Annotated in this window: 13 protein-coding genes and 1 pseudogene; 4 read left to right on the top strand and 10 right to left on the bottom strand. The window is 67.4% G+C overall.

Annotated features, from left to right (window positions below; genetic code table 11):
• Positions 1 to 28: 28 nt before the first annotated feature.
• The 3 genes from AC1AYX_RS09385 to AC1AYX_RS09375 all read right to left on the bottom strand — a co-directional run bounded on the left by AC1AYX_RS09385 (position 29) and on the right by AC1AYX_RS09375 (position 3,548).
• Positions 29 to 1,435 carry a Na+/H+ antiporter NhaC family protein gene (locus tag AC1AYX_RS09385; protein ID WP_476503222.1) on the bottom strand — a complete coding sequence of 469 codons (1,407 nt, stop codon included), beginning with the start codon at positions 1,433 to 1,435 and terminating at the stop codon, positions 29 to 31.
• 119 nt (positions 1,436 to 1,554) lie between these two features.
• On the bottom strand, positions 1,555 to 1,773 hold the full coding sequence (locus tag AC1AYX_RS09380) for a hypothetical protein (protein WP_101622064.1): 219 nt from the start codon (positions 1,771 to 1,773) through the stop codon (positions 1,555 to 1,557).
• Between the two features lie 152 nt (positions 1,774 to 1,925).
• Positions 1,926 to 3,548 (bottom strand): Y-family DNA polymerase, encoded by a 1,623-nt coding sequence (locus AC1AYX_RS09375; protein ID WP_476503221.1) that lies wholly within the window; start codon positions 3,546 to 3,548, stop codon positions 1,926 to 1,928.
• 245 nt (positions 3,549 to 3,793) lie between these two features.
• On the opposite strand from AC1AYX_RS09375, the gene purF reads away from it, so the two are divergent.
• The 3 genes from purF to purD are packed head-to-tail and all read left to right on the top strand — an operon-like array spanning position 3,794 to position 7,746.
• The gene (gene purF, locus AC1AYX_RS09370) at positions 3,794 to 5,317 is read left to right on the top strand and encodes an amidophosphoribosyltransferase (RefSeq protein ID WP_101622061.1); all 1,524 of its coding nucleotides are present in this window, start codon (positions 3,794 to 3,796) and stop codon (positions 5,315 to 5,317) included.
• A gap of 60 nt (positions 5,318 to 5,377) precedes the next feature.
• Complete coding sequence (gene purM, locus AC1AYX_RS09365; protein WP_476503220.1) at positions 5,378 to 6,415, top strand: phosphoribosylformylglycinamidine cyclo-ligase; 1,038 nt, start codon at positions 5,378 to 5,380, stop codon at positions 6,413 to 6,415.
• Positions 6,416 to 6,474: 59 nt separating this feature from the next.
• A complete protein-coding gene (gene purD / locus AC1AYX_RS09360) occupies positions 6,475 to 7,746 on the top strand; it encodes a phosphoribosylamine--glycine ligase (RefSeq protein ID WP_476503219.1) in 1,272 nt (423 codons plus the stop codon).
• Between the two features lie 172 nt (positions 7,747 to 7,918).
• Here the strand turns inward: purD and AC1AYX_RS09355 are convergent, their stop codons facing one another.
• From AC1AYX_RS09355 to AC1AYX_RS09325, 7 genes and pseudogenes are all read right to left on the bottom strand, one after another.
• Positions 7,919 to 9,460: an aldehyde dehydrogenase family protein gene (locus AC1AYX_RS09355; RefSeq protein WP_476503218.1), complete on the bottom strand. Its 1,542-nt coding sequence runs from the start codon at positions 9,458 to 9,460 to the stop codon at positions 7,919 to 7,921.
• Between the two features lie 10 nt (positions 9,461 to 9,470).
• Positions 9,471 to 11,561 carry a sulfatase-like hydrolase/transferase gene (locus AC1AYX_RS09350; RefSeq protein ID WP_476503217.1) on the bottom strand — a complete coding sequence of 697 codons (2,091 nt, stop codon included), beginning with the start codon at positions 11,559 to 11,561 and terminating at the stop codon, positions 9,471 to 9,473.
• Positions 11,562 to 11,746: 185 nt separating this feature from the next.
• The gene (locus AC1AYX_RS09345) at positions 11,747 to 12,676 is read right to left on the bottom strand and encodes a metal ABC transporter solute-binding protein, Zn/Mn family (RefSeq protein ID WP_476503216.1); all 930 of its coding nucleotides are present in this window, start codon (positions 12,674 to 12,676) and stop codon (positions 11,747 to 11,749) included.
• Positions 12,677 to 12,911: 235 nt separating this feature from the next.
• On the bottom strand, positions 12,912 to 13,322 hold the full coding sequence (locus AC1AYX_RS09340; RefSeq protein ID WP_476503215.1) for a Fur family transcriptional regulator: 411 nt from the start codon (positions 13,320 to 13,322) through the stop codon (positions 12,912 to 12,914).
• 87 nt (positions 13,323 to 13,409) lie between these two features.
• Positions 13,410 to 14,576: pseudogene (gene purK / locus AC1AYX_RS09335) on the bottom strand (5-(carboxyamino)imidazole ribonucleotide synthase); the annotation flags it as partial.
• On the bottom strand, positions 14,560 to 15,057 hold the full coding sequence (purE, locus tag AC1AYX_RS09330) for a 5-(carboxyamino)imidazole ribonucleotide mutase (RefSeq protein WP_034526948.1): 498 nt from the start codon (positions 15,055 to 15,057) through the stop codon (positions 14,560 to 14,562). The pseudogene purK and the gene purE, both read right to left, overlap by 17 nt.
• Before the next feature lie 70 nt (positions 15,058 to 15,127).
• Positions 15,128 to 16,120: a zinc-binding dehydrogenase gene (locus AC1AYX_RS09325; RefSeq protein WP_476503232.1), complete on the bottom strand. Its 993-nt coding sequence runs from the start codon at positions 16,118 to 16,120 to the stop codon at positions 15,128 to 15,130.
• Between the two features lie 214 nt (positions 16,121 to 16,334).
• Here AC1AYX_RS09325 and AC1AYX_RS09320 point away from each other — a divergent pair, with 214 nt between their 5' ends.
• Entirely contained in the window at positions 16,335 to 18,500 is a 2,166-nt protein-coding gene (locus AC1AYX_RS09320; RefSeq protein ID WP_476503214.1) for a 1-deoxy-D-xylulose-5-phosphate synthase, read from the top strand.
• Positions 18,501 to 18,548: the final 48 nt, after the last annotated feature.

The raw sequence follows: 18,548 nt of genomic DNA, 5'->3' as shown, positions 1-18,548 counted from the left end.
TCGTCCTTTCGTGGAAATCCTCATCACGTCATACGGATGCCATGATAGCGTCATCATCCCGCGGCTCTCCGGACTCGCCGCATTCCGTGGGAACCGTCGCACGCCGATGCCTGCGTATGGCCGACGCCAGAAGCCGGGTGAGCGGCAGGAGATAGAGGAACGTCGCGGCGGCGATGCTCACGGTGGGCGCGCCTATCGTGGCCAACGGCACCGCGCCGGCGATCGACCAGGGTACCAGCGGCGCGATGACGACGGCGGAGTCCTCCAGGTCGACGGCAAACGCGCCGCGCGCCGCCTCGTCGTCACCGTACAGTCCCGTGCAGAGCTGGTGGGTGAGCATGATCGTCAGGGTCTGGTTGCAGGAGAGCGCCGCGGCACCTGCCGCGACGGCCGTGGTCGTGCCGGTCGCGCCGATGCGGAAGCCCAACGCGTCGATGGCATGCCGCAATCGGGCGAGCATGCGGGTTTCGGCGAAGATGCCCGCGTAGGCGGAGGAGATGCATACGATCGCCGCCACGTTCAGCATGGACACGATGCCACCGCCGTCGAGCAACGCGCCGACGTGTGGATCGACGGCATGGTATCCGGAAACGAGGAGGCACAGCAGTTCCGGCCAGGTCATGCGCTGCACGCCGACGCATACCACCGCGGATACGGCGATGCTTGCCAGCATGGTCAGCCGCACGTCGACACGCAGCAACGCCATGACGACCACGAGGATCGCCGGCGTCACGGTGAGCCAATGCAGGTCGAACGTCTTCGCGAACAATCCGGCGATCGGGACGCCGCCGGAGACCGCCGCCGTCGTTCCGCCTCTGGATATGGAGCCGGCCATGGCGGCCACCGCATAGATGATGCAGCTCAACGCGAACGGCACCGCGCCGGTACGTAGCATGCGCCCGAGGTTGGAGAACAGATTTGTGTGCGTGAGCTGCGCGACGAGCAGCGCACTGGTGGAGACCGGGGAGAACCGGTCCCCCACGTATACGCCGGCGAGCACCGCGCCGCCGAGCATCGCCGGGTGGGCGCCCATCGACAGTCCCAATGACATGCAGATCGTGCCCATGGTCGCGGCGCTGGCGAACGACGAACCGACCAGCATCGACATCGCCGAGCAGAGCAGGAACGTCAGAGGCAACACGGTCACGCCGTGAATCAGGGACGAGGCGTGGGCGACGATGAACGCGATGGTGCCGCTGGCCCGCCACAAGGAGGTCAGCATGCCGATCAGCGCGAACGTCACGAGGATCATTCCGGCGGCGCGGATGCTGCCGGCGGCACGGCGCGTCATCGCGGACAGCTTCCGGCCACGCGCCAACCCGTATCCGACGAACAGCACCATGCCGATCAGCAGCGCGGGGATGATCGACCAGCCTTGCGCGACGCTTACGAACAGCGTTGCGCAGAACGCGAGCATCACGACCGCCTCGGTCATTCCCGCGCCTCCTTTCCCGTCCGATCCGATGCCGACACAGAGTACACCGCGTCACCGTTCGCAGCCGAGCCACGGTCGGATGCTTGACCGCGACCGCATGAGCCGCACCCGTTCCATGGTCACGCGCCGAAGTCGCGGTCGAACTGGGAGTCGCGGGCGGCGACGGTCTCCTCGACGCGGCGCGCGGTCTCCTCGATGACCTGCTCGTAGCCGGTCAACGCGGCGAACGGCATGAACTGGGCCGCGCGTTTGTGCCGCGACATCGGCGGATGCCGTCGCGACACGTGGTGCGGCAGATCGATGATGTCGTCATAGCGGTGCGTCTCATGCAATGCCATGGCGGGTGCCCCCTGACGACATATCCGCCTCCACCCTCAGCCCCGCATACGCGGGACAGCTCCCGCCAGCGGGAGCGAGGAAAAGACTCGACAATCGCCGGGCACCTCCTGTCACGGTCTGGTTTCGCCAGCGGGAGCGGCACAGCTGGTAATCACGCATGATGTCCTCCGATCTGGTTGTTGCGTTCGATGCCGGTGGCGCCGGGTTCCATGTTCATGGCCTTGACGACCGCGTTCTTCCCGAATCGGCGTTTGATCGCCAGCAGCGCGCGGTCCACCGCGTCGCGGTTGGCCGTACCGGCGTCGGATTCCCCGCCGACATCGCCACAGGGCCGGACGGCATCGGATTCCCCGACATCTCCGTCTGCCGCGTCATCCGCATCGAACAGGTCGGGCTGCTCGTAGCGTTTGCCGGCGGCGAGCTCCTCGTCCGTGGCGAGGTCGTCGGCGACGACGGTGAGCCGGCGCACCAGCAGCCGCGAATCCACGATGCGCTCGAACAGCGACGCCATCGCCTCACGGATGCGCGCCGATGAGGACGTGAACTCCCCCAATCCGATCGAACCGGCCGACGGTTTGGGTACCTTGCGACCGTAATGGTCGACCGCCACCGGGCCGTGATAGGACTCGGCGGCGCGTCTCGCCAGACGTTTTGTCTCCGGCGCCTCGCAATCGTCCAGCAGGCCCGCGTCGAGGCTGCCGACGTCGTATCCGACGACGAGCGTGAGCCGGTTCGTGCGCACGCCCTTGCCGACGAGGTCCAACGCGAGCGCATCGGCCATCTCCTTGGCGATGAGCCGCGCGGTGGCCCAGTCGGCCGGTCCGGTGAGCACCTGGCCGATGCTGGTGCTGTGAGCGTCCGGCTCATACGACTTGATGTCGGCGATCGTGCACGGCTCCCACCCCCACGCGTGGTCGATGAGCAGTTCCGCGTTCACGCCGAACATGCGGTAGAGCAGATCCTCGTTGTAGTAGTCGGAGGCGCGCCCCACCGAGCACCGCGCGACGTCGCCCATCGTCATGAGCCCCGCCTTCTCGAGTTTGCGCGCGTACCCGCGCCCGACCCGCCAGAAGTCGGTGAGCGGGCGATGGTCCCACAGCAGGCGGCGGTACGACGCCTCGTCGAGTTCGGCGACGCGCACGCCGTCCGCATCCGCCGGCATATGCTTGGCGACGATGTCCATCGCGACCTTCGCGAGGTACAGGTTCGTGCCGATGCCGGCCGTCGCGGTGATGCCGGTCTCGCCCAGGATGTCGCGCACGATGGTCATGGCCATCTCGTGCGGGGTCATGCCGAGCGCGGCGAGATACGGCGTGGCGTCGATGAAGACCTCGTCGATCGAATACACGTGGATGTGCTCGGGGGCGGCGTATCTGAGGTAGATGCCGTAGATGCTCCCGCTGACGGCGAGGTATCTCGCCATCCGCGGCGGGGCGATGATCATCGACGCCTTGAGCCGCGGCGATTGTTCCAGATCGCGCGCGTCGCACGACTCCCCCATCAGCCGGCGGCCGGGGGCCGCGAGCGCGCGGTCGGCGTTCACGCGACGCAGCCGCTCCTTCGCCTCGAACAGGCGCGGACGGCCGGGCAGCCCGTACGCCTTGAGCGACGGCGACACGGCGAGGCAGATCGTCTTGTCGGTGCGTGTCTCGTCGGCCACGACGAGATTCGTCGTCAACGGGTCGAGGCCACGAGCATGACATTCGACGGACGCATAGAAGGATTTGAGGTCGATGGCGAGGTAGACGCGGCCCCGCCCGGAATCATCGGCCATCGGCATCGCCGTCACCCCCCCATCATCAAACAAATGTTCGAACGCCAGTCGTCCGATGTCATTATCATACCAAACCATCGAACATGCGTTCGATGTACGTGTGTCGCGCCCGCGCGTCCATCCCCGAAACGCCCACATAGCGGGACGGACACGGCCACGACGCGCCGCCATGATGTAGCCGGCGATTGGTAGGGTGAACGGGTAGTGAACTCCATGTCTGACCACGTTTGAAAAGGAGCTTTGGCTTGTCGGCTGAACTCGAAGACATTCATGAGGAATGTGGCATCTTCGGCGTGTGGGGCCATCCCGACGCCGCACGACTCACCTATTTCGGACTGCACGCGCTGCAGCATCGCGGCCAAGAGGGCGCCGGCATCGTCGCGAACGACAACGGCCACCTCACCGGACACCGCGGCCTGGGCCTCCTGACCCAGGTCTTCGGCGACGAACGCGAGATCGAACGCCTCAAGGGCGACCGCGCGATCGGCCACGTCCGCTACGCGACCGCCGGCTCCGGCACGACGGACAACATCCAGCCGTTCATCTTCCGCTTCCACGACGGCGACGTGGCGCTGTGCCACAACGGCAACCTCACCAACTGCCCGTCCCTGCGCCGCAAGCTGGAGGACGAAGGCGCGATCTTCCACTCCAACTCGGACACCGAGGTGCTCATGCACCTCATCCGCCGCTCCATGCAGCGCACCTTCATGGACAAGCTCAAGGAGGCGCTCAACACCGTCCACGGCGGCTTCGCCTACCTGCTCATGACCGAGGACGCGATGATCGGCGCGCTCGACCCGAACGGCTTCCGCCCGCTCTCCCTCGGCAAGATGAAGAACGGCGCCTACGTGCTCGCCTCCGAGACCTGCGCGCTCGACGTGGTCGGCGCCGAACTCGTGCGCAACATCCGCCCGGGCGAGATCGTCGTCGTCAACGAGCACGGCTACCGCATCGTCCAGTACACGAACAACACGCAGCTCGCGATCTGCTCGATGGAGTTCATCTACTTCGCCCGCCCCGACTCCGACATCTACGGCGTGAACGTCCACTCCGCCCGCAAGCGCATGGGCGCGCGTCTCGCCGCCGAATCCGGCGTGGACGCCGACATGGTCATCGGCGTGCCGAACTCCTCGCTGTCCGCCGCGTCCGGTTACGCCGAGGCCGCGGGCCTGCCCAACGAGATGGGCCTGATCAAGAACCAGTACGTGGCCCGCACGTTCATCCAGCCGACGCAGGAGCTGCGCGAACAGGGCGTGCGCATGAAGCTCTCCGCCGTGCGCAGCGTCGTCAAGGGCAAGCGCGTCGTCGTCATCGACGATTCGATCGTGCGCGGCACCACGTCGAAGCGCATCGTGCAGCTGCTCAAGGAGGCCGGCGCGGCCGAAGTGCACATGCGCATCAGCTCGCCGCCGCTCAAGTACCCGTGCTTCTACGGCATCGACATCTCCACCACGCGCGAGCTGATCGCCGGCCACAAGTCGGTCGAGGAGATCCGCGAGTACATCGGCGCCGACTCGCTCGCCTTCCTGTCGCTCGACGGCCTGGTCGAATCGATCGGCCTCGGCGCGGACGCCCCGTACGGCGGCCTGTGCGTCGCCTACTTCAACGGCGACTACCCGACCGCGCTCGACGACTACGAGGAGGACTTCCTCAAGTCCCTCACCCCCGAGGACCGCGTGCGCCTGCCCGAATTCGCGCTGTACAAGAGCAAGTACATCGGCAACGAGTACACCGTGCAGCCCGAGGACCGTCCGCAGGACAACGCCTGACAAACGTCCGACAGTAAAACAAGCCCCAACCCCATCAGCCCCAAGAAAGGCCCAACCCCAATGCCCAAAGCATATGAGAACGCCGGCGTGAGCGTCGAAGCCGGCTACGAAGTCGTCAAGCGCATCAAGTCGCACGTCGCCCGCACGAACCGCCCCGGCGTGGTCGGCGGCATCGGCGGCTTCGGCGGCCTGTTCGACCTCGCCTCCCTCGGCTACAAGGAGCCGGTGCTCATCTCCGGCACCGACGGCGTGGGCACCAAGCTCGTCGTCGCCAAGATGGTCGGCAAGCACGACACCATCGGCGTCGACTGCGTCGCCATGTGCGTCAACGACATCGCCGCCCAGGGCGCCGAACCGCTGTTCTTCCTCGACTACATCGCCTGCGGCAAGAACGATCCGGCCCTGCTCGAGCAGGTCGTCGCCGGTGTGGCCGACGGCTGCGTGCAGGCCGGGAGCGGCCTGATCGGCGGCGAGACCGCCGAGATGCCCGGCATGTACGACGAGGACGAGTACGATCTCGCCGGCTTCGCGGTCGGCGTGGCCGAGAAGTCGAAGATCGTCGACGGCTCCGGCATCGCCAAGGGCGACGTGCTCATCGGCCTGCCGTCCACCGGCATCCACTCCAACGGCTTCTCCCTCGTGCGCAAGGCCCTGTTCGAGCAGGCCGGCTACACCGTCGACACCGAGCTGGACGAGCTCGGCGGCGCGAAGCTCGGCGACGTGCTCCTCACCCCCACCAAGATCTACGTGAAGGCCCTCAAGCCCCTGTTCGAGGCTGGCGTCGTCAAGGGCGTCGCGCACATCACCGGCGGCGGCTTCATCGAGAACGTGCCGCGCATGATTCCCGACGGCCTCGCCGCCGAGATCAAGCTCGGCTCCTGGCCCGTGCTGCCGATCTTCGACGTGCTGGAGAAGGCCGGCGAAATCGACCACATGGAGATGTACAACATCTTCAACATGGGCATCGGCATGGTGCTCGCCGTCCCCGCCGAGCGCGCCGACGAGACCATCAAGCTGCTCGAGGCCAACGGCGAGGCCGGCTACCGCATCGGCGAGATCGTCGAGGACGCCGACGGCACGCAGATCGCGCTCAAGTAACATTCACGCTTCATGAAGCCCCCGCCAGCGGGGGCTTTGGATTGAAAGGACAACACGCAATGGGTCAGAAGGTTCTGGTCATCGGTTCCGGCGCGCGCGAGCACGCCATCGCCCACGCGCTCCGGCGCGGCGGCAGCGTCGAGGAGGTGACCGTCGCCCCCGGCAACCCCGGCATGGAGCTCGACGGCATCCGCACCTCCCACATCGACGAGTCGAACCACGCGGCGCTCATCGACTTCATGAAGGACAACGACTACGACTGGGTGTTCGTCGGCCCCGAAGTGCCGCTCATCGACGGTCTCGTCGACGACTTCGCCGCCGCCGGCCTCAAGGCGTTCGGCCCGAACAAGGCCGCCGCCCAGATCGAAGGCTCCAAGGACTTCGCCAAGCAGCTCATGGAACGCCACGGCATCCCCACCGCCAAGTACGCGACCTTCGACACGCTCGAACCGGCCGTCGCCTACGTGCGCGAGCACGGCGCGCCGATCGTCGTCAAGGCCGACGGACTGGCCGCCGGCAAGGGCGTCACCGTCGCCATGGACGTCGAGACCGCCATCGCCGCGCTCGACGACATCTTCATCGATCATCGTTTCGGCAACGCGGGCGCCAAGGTCGTCATCGAGGACTTCCTCGAAGGCCAGGAGTTCTCCCTGATGAGCTTCGTCAACGGCACCGAGTTCTGGCCGATGCCAATCTCCCAGGACCACAAGCGCGCCTACGACGGCGACAAGGGCCCGAACACGGGCGGCATGGGCGCCTACAGCCCCGTGCCGCAGATTCCGCAGACCGTCGTCGACGAAGCCATCGAGACGATCGTGCGCCCCACCGTGCAGGCCATGGCCGACGAGGGCACGCCGTTCACCGGCATCCTCTACGCTGGCCTCATCGCCACCGCCGACGGTCCCAAGGTCATCGAATTCAACGCCCGCTTCGGCGACCCCGAAACCGAAGTCGTCCTCCCGAAGCTCACCTCCGACCTGGCCGCCGGCATCAGCGCGATCCTCGACGGCGAGACCCCCGAGTTCACCTGGGACGACGACCGGGTCACCCTCGGCGTCGTCCTCGCCTCCGACGGCTACCCGACCAACGTCGTCAAGGGCGCGAAGATCCCCACCATCCCCGTCGACGAGGACTCCCACGTCTACTACGCCGGCGTCGCCAAGGACGAGAACGGCGAGCTCGTCGCCTCCTCCGGCCGCGTCCTCTTCGTCGAAACCTCCGCGCCCACCATCAAGGACGCGCAGGACAAGGTGTACGCGGTCATCGACGCGCTGCCCACCGAAGGCATGTTCTATCGTCACGACATCGGCTTCAAAGCCCTGAACGCGTGACGATGGTGTGTTAGCGGCGTTGCGGAACATTCGACGTACCTTCGTACGCCTTCATGTTCCGCGCCTTGCTACCACACGCATCGTCCCACGTTCAGTCCGGATAGACGTATCTCCGTAAAAAACGCCGCTGAGTAGTACTCAGCGGCGTTTTTTACGAAGACGATCCAATCAATCAGCTCAATCGTCGCAACACATCGATGACGCCTCGCGTCATCGCGTCGAACGGCGGATAGACCAGACGCAGCGTGTCCGGATGCTGCGGCTTCACCGTCACCGTCTTGACGTGGCTGAACGTGTCGAACCCGGCCTTGCCATGGTAGGCGCCCATGCCGGACGCGCCCACGCCGCCGAACGGCAGGCGCGCGGACAGAAGATGCCCCAGCGGCAGGCCGAATCCCAACGCGCCGGACGAAGTACGCCGCTCGAAGGCGAGCCGCGTCGCACGATCCCGTGAGAACACGTACGCGGCGAGCGGACGCGGACGGGCGTTCACGAACCGGATCGCCGCATCCGCGTCACGCACGACCAGGACCGGCAGAATCGGACCGAAAATCTCCTCGCGCATCACCGGCACGTCCGGCGACGTGCCGAACAGCACGGTGGGCGCGACGTACCGCGCCTCACGGTCGACCACGCCGCCGCACACCACGCGTCCAGCCGCGTCCGGCGCGGGTCCGCCGCCGGACGAGCCGAGACGGCGGCCCACCATATCCGAAACGGCGCCGAACACGGACGCCACCCTAATCAACGGCGACGTCGGACGCGCCGGACCTGCCGGAGCGGCGGCCGACGCGGCGGCCGCGGGCAACAGCCCGCGCAGCCGCTCGACGTGATGCACGTTGACGATGCGCCCATAGTCGGGCGAACGGCGCGGGTCGTCCCCGTAGAGCTCGCGGATGGCGACGGCTATCCGCTCCGCCAGCGCCTCCGCCACGTCCGGCGTGGCGAGCACATAGTCGGGGGCCACACAGGTCTGTCCGGCGTTCGTGAACCGCCCCCACGCGATGCGCCGCGCCGTCACGGCGAGATCGGCCGTGCCGTCGACGAAGACCGGCGATTTGCCGCCGAGTTCCAACGTGACCGGCGTCAGGTGCTCAGCCGCGGCCCGCATGACGATCCGGCCGACGCGTTCGCCGCCCGTGTAGAACACGTGGTCGAACGGATGCGCGAGCAATGCGCCGGTCTCCCCCGCCCCGCCTTCGACCACGGCGACCGCGTCCGGGTCGAGGTAGCGTGGGATCAGGCGCGCGAGCAGCGCCGACGCGCGCGGCGCGAGTTCGGACGGTTTGACGCAGACCGCATTGCCGGCGGCGAGCGCGTCGGCCAACGGTCCGAGCGTGAGCAGCACCGGATAGTTCCATGGCGCGATGACGAGCACGACGCCTTTCGGTTCGGCGACGGTCCAGCCGGCCGCGGGCTGCAACGCCAACGGCATCACGACCGGTCTGCGGCGCGTCCATACGCCGATCCGGTCGCGTACGAACCGGGCTTCGGCGGCGACGAGATCGAGTTCGGTGAGCATCGTCTCGGCCGCCGGCTTGCCGAGGTCGGCGCGGACCGCTTCGGCGAAATCGTCGCGATGCTCGCGCAGCATGCGGCGCAGCGCGTCGAGCTGCGCGCGCCGCCATGCGTGCGGGCGTGTGCGGCCGGAATCGTAGGAGGCTGTGAGCCGTGCGAACGTCGCGTCGATGGCGTTGTCGATGTCATCGGTCATGGAGGCCTCCTTACGGCAGCGTGAGGAAATCCGTGTCCTTGAGATAGTTGTGGCCGTCGGTGATGTCGTACTGGATGAGCTTGTAGTCCTCCAGCAGCTGCTTCGTCTCCTCGTCGAAGTCGCTTGCGGCCATCGGCTTGCCCGCGTTGTCGAGGTAGATCGCCTGGCCTTCGGGGATACGGTCCCAGCCTTGGATCTTGTTGACGACTGGCGGCTCCATGGCGGAGACGTGCTGGTGCATGAGCGTGAGGAACGCGAGGTACGGCGACACCTTGGCGTCCATGTGTTCGGCGGCCTGCGCGACGAAGAAGTTCGGCGACGAGTAGTCGGCGTTGTCGATCTTCACGCCCTGCGTGCTGGAGGCCTTGTTCGACCAGATGAAGTAGTCGGTCAGGTGGAGGGCGAGCGAGTTGTCGTCGTCCTCGCTGGCGGACGAGTAGATGCCGGGCAGATGGTCGCCGTAGAAGACCACGGTGACCGGCTTGTCGATCGCGTCGAGCTGGTCGAGGAAGTCGGCGGTCGCCTCGTCGGTGATCGCCTGGCCCTTCTGGTAGGTCTCGATGGATTCCTGCTCGTCCTTGCCGAGCGGCGTGCCGGTGGTGGATTCGGCGGTGAAGTCGTTGTCCTTGTACCACTCGTGGTAGGGCATGTGGTTCTGCATGGTGATGACCTGCAGGAACTGGTTGGACTTGGTCTTCCTCACCTCCTCCAGCGTGCTCTGGTACGTGGCGGCGTCGGAGACGTAGGGACTGTCGTCGATCCGGTCCTGGTGGGAGATGACGTCCGGGCCGGTGAGCGTGTAGAAGTGGGAGAAGCCGAACTTCTTGTAGTTGGTGGCGCGCGAGTACATGGAGGATTCGTACGGGTGCAGGCCGATCGAGTTCTTCGGCGCGCCCCACATCTGGTTGATCGTGGGCGTCCAGTGCTCGCCGGGGACGAGCTGCTGGTAGGGGCTCGTCAGCGACGAGTCGAAGTTCGCCATCGACAGGCCGGTGAGCCCCATGTATTCGAGGTTCGCGGTGCCGCCGCCGTAGCCGGAGGAGAGCATGAGGCCGGAGGTGGTGTTCTCCTTGATCGAGCGGATGTTCGGCATCGAATCCTTGTTGACCTTGAGTCCGGGCACGCGCGACGTGTCGGAGAAGGATTCGGACAGCACGTAGATGACGGTCGAGTCGGTGAGGTTGTTGCTACGCGTGGCGTTGATCTTCGCGGCGGCCTTCCGGTAGCGTTGGGCGACCTGCTGCATCGTCTCCTCGGAGTATTCGGACGGCTTGTCCATCACCTTGGGGTTGACCTGGCGCATGAACGCGACGAGCGGGCCGTTGCGCTGCGCGTCGTACACGGAATCCCACATGGACGGCTTGTCTCCCATCACGGTGGCGAGGTTCTTCGCCCAGCTGCCGACGGTGCTCACCTGCATCGCGTACAGGCCGAAGAACAGGCCGGGCACGAGCACGAGCAGCAGACGCGCGACGGCGTCCGCCGACCTGGCCTGACGTCCGGTGCCACGGAACAGCCTGCCGTGACGCGCGTCGATGTGGTTGAGCGCGACGAACACGGCGGCGAACACGGCGAACACGGCGATGGCGGCGAGGATCACCCAGTGCGCGCCGGCGGGCATGAAGCCCATGAGATTGCCGGCGTCCGCCTTGAGGAAGTTCAGGTCGGAGGGCAGCACGGCCTCGTAGCGGATCGAGATCTTGAAATGCTCGATGACGGCGACGACGATCGCCGCGGCCACCAGCACCGGCGTGGCGATCCAGAACCGGTTGAAGATCATGAGCAGCGCGAGGTAGAGCACGCCGACGAGCAGGATGTTGAGCAGGAACACGAAGTTGGGTTCCCGGGCGTTGAACATCTTGCCGACGAAATCCCAGCCGACCTCGGGGCTGGACAGGGTCACGCGCGAGGAGGCGCCGAGGCTGACGCCGACCTCGAGGATTGCGACCGCGGCGACGTCGAAGACGAGGAACAGCACGGCGTACAGCCAGCCGGGGAACGGCCGAGGCTCGGGCAGCCCGCGACGCGGCCGTCGGCCCGTCCCGCTGGTCGCGTCCCGCGCGGCGTCGCGTCCGGTCTTGGCATGCGATTCCTGATTCATACTGCTTGACTCACCCATACGCTCGGTTCCGTGTGACATACAACCGTTCATTGTCGCCGTCGAACCTTGGAAAGACCAGAGCCGCGACGGTTTCCTCACGTTTTCCAACCATTCACCTTATCGCAAAGGGTGCCTCGGATTCGATCCGCGGCACCCTTCGTTCCCCTCCTGCGTGGATTGCGCCGTTACTTCGCGGCGGAGGCGAAATCGCCGACGAGCGCGCCCATCCAGTCGAGCAGGTCGTCGTACTGCGACGGCATCTGTTCGGTGAGCTCGACGGTCGGCACGTTACCCTCCTTGGCGGCGGAGACGATCTGCTTGGTGGTGGAGTTCTCCTCCTGCGTGTTGAGGACGAGCAGGTCGATGCCGCCGCCCGTCAGGGCCTTGCGGAACTCGGTGATGTCGCCGGGAGTCGGCTCGCTCTCGTTGGCGGAGGCCTGCTTGTAGCCCTTCGGCGTGGCGTCGGTCATGCCGAGGTCGTCGGCGAGGTACCAGGCGACGGATTCGGTGGCGGCGTACGGCAGCCCCTTGGTCGTGGCGGAGGTCTCCTCGATCTTCGATTCGAGCCGGTCCTCCTTGGCATGCCAGTCCTTGTTGAGCTTGGCGTAGTCGTCCTTATGGGCCGGGTCGGCCTGCTGGTAGGCCTTGGTGATCGCATCGGCGGCGGCGGAGCGCACCTTGGCGGAGAACCACACGTGCGGGTTGCCGCCCTGCTTGACGCCGCCCGCTTCGGCGGCGTCGACGAGCGTGGCCTTGGTGGATTCGACGGCCTTGGTCGCCCACGCGTCGTAGTCGGCGCCGTTGACGACGGCGACCTTCGCCGAACCGATCTTCGCGACGTCCTGCGCAGTGGGCTCGTAGTCGTGCGCCTCCACGTTGGTCTTCGTCATGATCGCGGTGACGGCGACGTGGTCGCCGCCGAGGTCGCGGGCGACGGAACCCCACTGGTTGATGGACGCGACGACCGAGACCTTGCCATTGGATGACGAGGCCCCGGAAGCGGAGTCGCCGTTGGACGACGAACCGCAGGCGGCGAACGAGCCGAGCGCCACGATCGCGGTGACGGCGGCCAGTCCGCGCATGGCGGCGTTCCTGATGGTGGTCGGAATGGACATGATGGATGCTTCCTCTCTACGCGGCCGACGTCCGGCCGCTCCATATGACGCATCACACCATAACACATATTGAGAACTATTATCATTAGCATTACAGCGGCGTGTCGCATGCGGGAACGGATTGCGAGACGACACGCGAGCATACGAAAAGGGCCGTTCCCATCGGCATCATGATTCGCTGCTGACGGGAACGGCCCTTCCCTCCACAGGACGGCGACGCGCCCTTCCGTAACGCTCAGACGGCCGTCTTCTCCCGTTTCTCCCGGCATTCCGGGCACAAACCGAAGACCTCGAGCGTGTGGCTTTCGACGGTGAACCCGTGTCTGGCGGCCACGCCGCGCAACCACGCCTCGTCCGGCGGCTCGATCTCGACCGTGCGGCCGCAGCGCTTGCACACCAGATGATGGTGGTGCGCGTCGTCGCCGCACAGGCGGAACAGCTGCTGGCCGTCCAGCCTAATCGTATCGGCCGCGCCCGAGTCGGCGAGCGCGTTCAGCTGCCGGTACACGGTGGCCAGTCCGATGCGCGAGCCCTCGTCCTGCATGCGCCGATGCAGGTCCTGCGCGGAGATGAACTCGTCACAGCCGGCGAGCGCCGCGTGGATCGCGTCCTTCTGCTTGGTCTGTCGTTCGATGTGTTCGACCATGGACGCGGCTCACGCCTTCGCTTCGGCGGAACCGGACGCGCCCGAGCCGGCGGGCGGCACGGGCCGCACGAACGGCCGTGCGTACGGCTTGAGATCGTCCCAGCAGCCGGTCGCCTCGAGCTCGTCCACGGTGCGCGCGGTGTCGTCGGTGAGCACGGTGATGTGGCCCATCTTGCGGTTGTGGCGCAGCTGCGCCTTGCCGTAGTCGTGCACGTTCCATTCAGGGTGCGTGGCGATCTGCGCGCGCGTGGGCAGCACGTGCTGGCCGAGCACGTTGACCATGACGGCGGGGCTGAGCAGCTTCGGCTGGACGAGCGGCCAGCCGGCGATGCCGCGGATGTGCGCGTCGAACTGGTCGATGGAGCACGCCTCGATCGTGTAGTGGCCGGAGTTGTGCGGGCGCGGCGCGAGCTCGTTGACGATCACGCGGTCGTCCTTGGTGACGAACAGCTCGATGGCGAGCGTGCCGGCCAGCTCGAAGCCCTTGGCGAGCGCGAGCGCCATCTCGTGCGCGGCCTGCACGATCGAGGGGTCGACCTCGGCGGGGGCGATCGTCATGTGGAGGATGTTGTTGCGGTGGTCGTTGCGCACGATCGGGAACGTCACGTAGTCCTTGCCGTTGCCGGACACGAGGATGGACGCCTCGAACGCGAAGTCGACGAAACCTTCGAGGATGGACGGGGGGAAGCCGCCGCCGCGGTCGCCGCGGGCGCGGATCTTCTCCAGGTCCATGTCGTTCCTCAGCACATGCTGGCCGTGGCCGTCATAGCCGCCGGAACGGGTCTTCAACACGCACGGGTAATGCAGGTCGTCGATGGCGGCCTCGAGCTCGTCGAAGTCGTTGACCTCGCGCCACGGGGCGGTCTCGATGCCGTGCTTGTTGATGAACGTCTTCTCGTTGATGCGGTCCTGGGTGACGCGCAGCAGGTCGGTGCCCTGCGGGGCGGCGACCAGGTGGCGCACCTCGTCGATCGAATCGGCGTCCACGTTCTCGAACTCGTAGGTGAGCACGTCGGACTTCTCCGCCAGATCATGGATGGCGGTCTTGTCGTCGTACTCGCCGACGACCTGGAAGTCGGCGACCTGCGCGGTCGGGCAGTCGGGGGTCGGGTCGAGCACGCCGATGCGGAAGCCCATGTACTTGGCGCTCAGGGCCATCATGCGGCCGAGCTGGCCGCCGCCGATGATGCCGATGGTCGCGCCCGGCTGCAGCATCTGCGTGGCGCCGTGGGTTTCCTCAAACAAGCTGGGCATTGGATTCCGCCACCTTCTCCTTCAGCGACTCACGGTAGGCCTGGAGCTTGTCGGCCAGGTCGGGCTCGAACGCGGAGAGCATCTGCACGGCGAGCAGGCCGGCGTTGGTGGCGCCGGAGTTGCCGACGGCGGTGGTGGCGACGGGGATGCCGCCGGGCATCTGCACGATGGAGAGCAGCGAATCCCAGCCGGACAGGGCGTGGGAGCGCACGGGCACGCCGATGACGGGCAGCGTGGTCTGCGCGGCGATCATGCCGGGCAGGTGGGCGGCGCCGCCGGCGCCGGCGATGATGACCTTGAGTCCGTTGGCGCGCGCGTTGTGCGCGAAGTCGGCCATGAGCTCCGGGGTGCGGTGGGCCGAGATCACCTGCTTGTGATAGGCCACGCCGAACTGGTCGAGGATGTCGCAGGCGCGCTTCATGGTCTCCCAGTCGCTGGACGATCCCATGACGACCGCCACTTCGGGCTTGCTGTCCGTCATTATCATTACCTCCACGTTATTGAGAATGTGGTTTCACTGTACTCCCCCGCCACCCCGGAAACATGGAGACTCACACGGTGATGGCGACCTTGCCGAACACGTCGCCGCCGATCAGACGGCGGAACGCGTCCGGCGCGGCGTCGAGTCCGGCGAACGTCGAGTCGATCACGGGATGGATGCCGGCGTGCTCGACGAAGCGCAGCAGGCGCGCGAAGTCGTCGCGCGAGCCCATCGTGTTGCCCTGCACGCGGATGTCCTGGAAGAAGACGCGCGTGAGCTCCGCGCCCGGCTGGTCGCCGGTGGTCGCGCCGCACACGGCGATCGTGCCGCCGGGGCGCACGGACTTGACGGAATGGGACCATGTGGCCGCGCCCACCGATTCGATGACGGCGTCGACCTTGCGCGGCAGGCGCGCGCCCGTCTCGAACGCGGCGTCCGCGCCGAACGCCAGCGCGCGTTCGCGCTTGGCCTCGGAACGCGACGTGACGAACACCTCCAGCCCGGCCGCGTGGGCGAGCTGGATCGCCGCGGTGGACACGCCGCCGCCCGCGCCCTGCACGAGGATCGCGTCGCCGGGCTTGACGTTCGCGGACGTGAACACGAGCGAGTAGGCGGTGAGCCAGCTGGTGCCGAGCGCCGCCGCCTCGGCGAGGCTCAGGTTCGCCGGCTTCGCGAACACGTTCGCGGCCGGCACCTGCGTCTTCTCGGCCATCGTGCCCGGGTATTTCTCGGACAGGATCGTGCGGCGCTCCCCCGGCGCGACGCCGGCGCCGTCGGTGCCGACGAACGTGTAGAGCACGACCTCGCTTCCCGCCTTGAGCCCGCCGCGGCCCGGCACGTCGTCGTCGAGGATCCCGGCCGCGTCGGTGCCGAGGATCATCGGCGTCTGTTCGGCGCGCAGTCCCACGCCGCGAAGGCTCCACACGTCATGGTGGTTGACGGTCACGGCCTTCACGGACACGGTGGACCAGAACGGTTTCGGCTCCGGTCCGGGAAGCTCGCCCACGGCGAGCGCGGCGAGTGGATCGGCATTGTCGACGCGGGAAGCGTATACGGCCTTCATCGGCGTTCCTTTCGTCATGCGGCGTTCCGCGACGCCGCGCGCGGGGCGGCGTCGTTCCGCCATCATTGTCGCACGGACACGCGCCGATTCGCGGATGACGCCGGGCGATTTACGGAGATGTTGGGAGTATCGCCGCGTGGCGTATGACCGCTGGCGGCGGGAGCGTCTAGGCTTGCGGTCGGCAGAGGACACCATCGGGAGGAGCGAGACGCATATGACGAACGGCATTCTGGAACGGATTTCGGGTCCCGCCGACGTCAAGGCGCTCTCCCGCGCCGAACTGCACGGGCTGTGCCGCGAGATCCGGTCCACGCTGCTCGCCTACGGCCACGCGCACGGCGGCCACATCGGATCGAACCTCGGCATGGTGGAAGCGACGGTCGCGCTGCACCGCGTGTTCGACTCGCCGCACGACCGCATCGTGTTCGACGTGTCGCACCAGAGCTACGTGCACAAGATGCTCACCGGCCGCGCCGCCGCATATCTCGATCCGGCGCGCTTCGACGAGGTGACCGGCTTCACGAACCCCGCGGAGAGCGAGCACGACCAGTTCACGCTCGGCCACACGGGCACGTCGATCTCGCTCGCCTGCGGTCTCGCGAAGACGCGCGACATGGCGCTCGCCGCCTCCGATGGCGCCGACGACGCGGGCATCGGCGCCGTGGTCGCGGTGATCGGCGACGGCTCCCTGAGCTCGGGCATCGCGTTCGAGGGATTGAACAACGCGGCCGAGCAGGGCGGCAACCTCATCATCGTGCTGAACGACAACGAGATGTCGATCGCCGGCGACTTCGGCGGCATGTACGGCCCTCTGGCGCGGCTGCGCGAGTCGAACGGCGCCGCGCAGCCGAACCTGTTCGAGGCGTTCGGCCTCGGCTACCGGTATGTGGCGCGCGGCAACGACGTCGACGCGCTCGTCGAGGCGTTCGAGGCGGTCAAGGGCACCGACCGTCCGGTCGTCGTGCACATCCATACGCTGAAAGGCGCCGGTTTCGCGGGCGGCGACGTCGCGGCCGTGGGCGCGGACGGCGCGGGTACGACCGCGGCCGACGCCGTCGACGCGAACGACACCGGCGTCAACGCGACCGGCAACGTCGCGCACGCCGAGCCGTGGCGTTCCGACCACTGCGACCTGCCGGACTCCGCGCCGCACGAGGGCCAATGCGAGGCGTCGCACTGGCAGACGCCGGACAAGGCGCTGGGACGCCCCGACGACCCACGCAAGCATTACGGCAAACTCGCGATGGCCGCGCTGGAACGCCGCTTCCCCGACGAGCCGGGACTCGTCGTGATCTCGCCGGCGACGCCCGGCTCGAACGGCATCACGCACGAGTTCCGCGAGCGCGCGGGCGCGCATTACGTGGACACGGGCATCACCGAGGCGCATGCGGTCACGTTCGCGGCCGGCATCGCGAAGGCGGGCGGCACGCCGGTGGTGGCGACGACCGCGTCGTTCTTCCAGCGCGCCTACGACCAGTTCTTCCAGGAGATGAGCCTCAACCGTTCGCGAGTGACGGTCCTCGACTTCCTCGGCGGCCTGTCCGGTTCGGACAACACACATTCCGGCGCGTACGACGTCGCGATGTTCGCGAACATCCCGGGAGTCACGATGCTCGCGCCGACCTCGACGCGCGACTATCTCGACGATCTCGCGTGGGCGACGTCGCCGGCGGGCGCGGCCGGTGCGCCGGACGGTCCGGTGGTGATCCGCGTGCCCGGTCAGGCGATTCTCGACCGCGAACGCGCGCTGGGACGCGAGTCGTCGCCCGAGGCGGTGCTGCGCGGGGAGTTCGATTACGGCGGACACCCCCTCAGCCGTCCTGCGGACGGCAGCTCCCCCTCCAGGGGGCGCGGGGACGCGAAGGCGGCGGACATGCTCGCGTACCGCGTGGATCATGCGGGTGCCGATGTGGCGGTGATCGCGCTCGGCAACACGCATCCGCTGGGCGAGCGGGTCGTCGAGGCGCTGTCCGCGCCGACGACGGACACCGATGACGCGACCGGCGAGACCGGCGAGACCGGCGCGACCGGCGCGGATACCAGCCGCTCCCCCATCGACGCGACCCTCATCGACCCGCGGCAGTGCACGACGCTCGACGTCGCCGCGCTCGAGGCGCTACGCGACGGGCATCGCCTCGTCGTCACGCTGGAGGACGGACAGCTGGAAGGCGGCTGGGGCGAGAAGGTGACCGCGTACTACGCGAACCACGGAACCGCCGGCGCGGGCGCCGGTGCTGGAACCGGTGCCGGCATGCGCGTGCTCAACTTCGGCGCTGCGAAGGAGTTCACCGACCGCGTGCCGCTGACGGAACTCAACGAGCGCTACGGGCTCACCGTGGAGACGATCACGCGCCGCATCCGCGAGACGCTCGGCCGCTGACCGGCGGCCTCCCGGTCGGCCGGCGGCCTCGCCACGACGGCCAGCCGG

The sequence above is a fragment of the Bifidobacterium sp. LH_419 genome (assembly GCF_056356955.1).
This window is presented reverse-complemented; position numbering and strand designations above follow the sequence as displayed.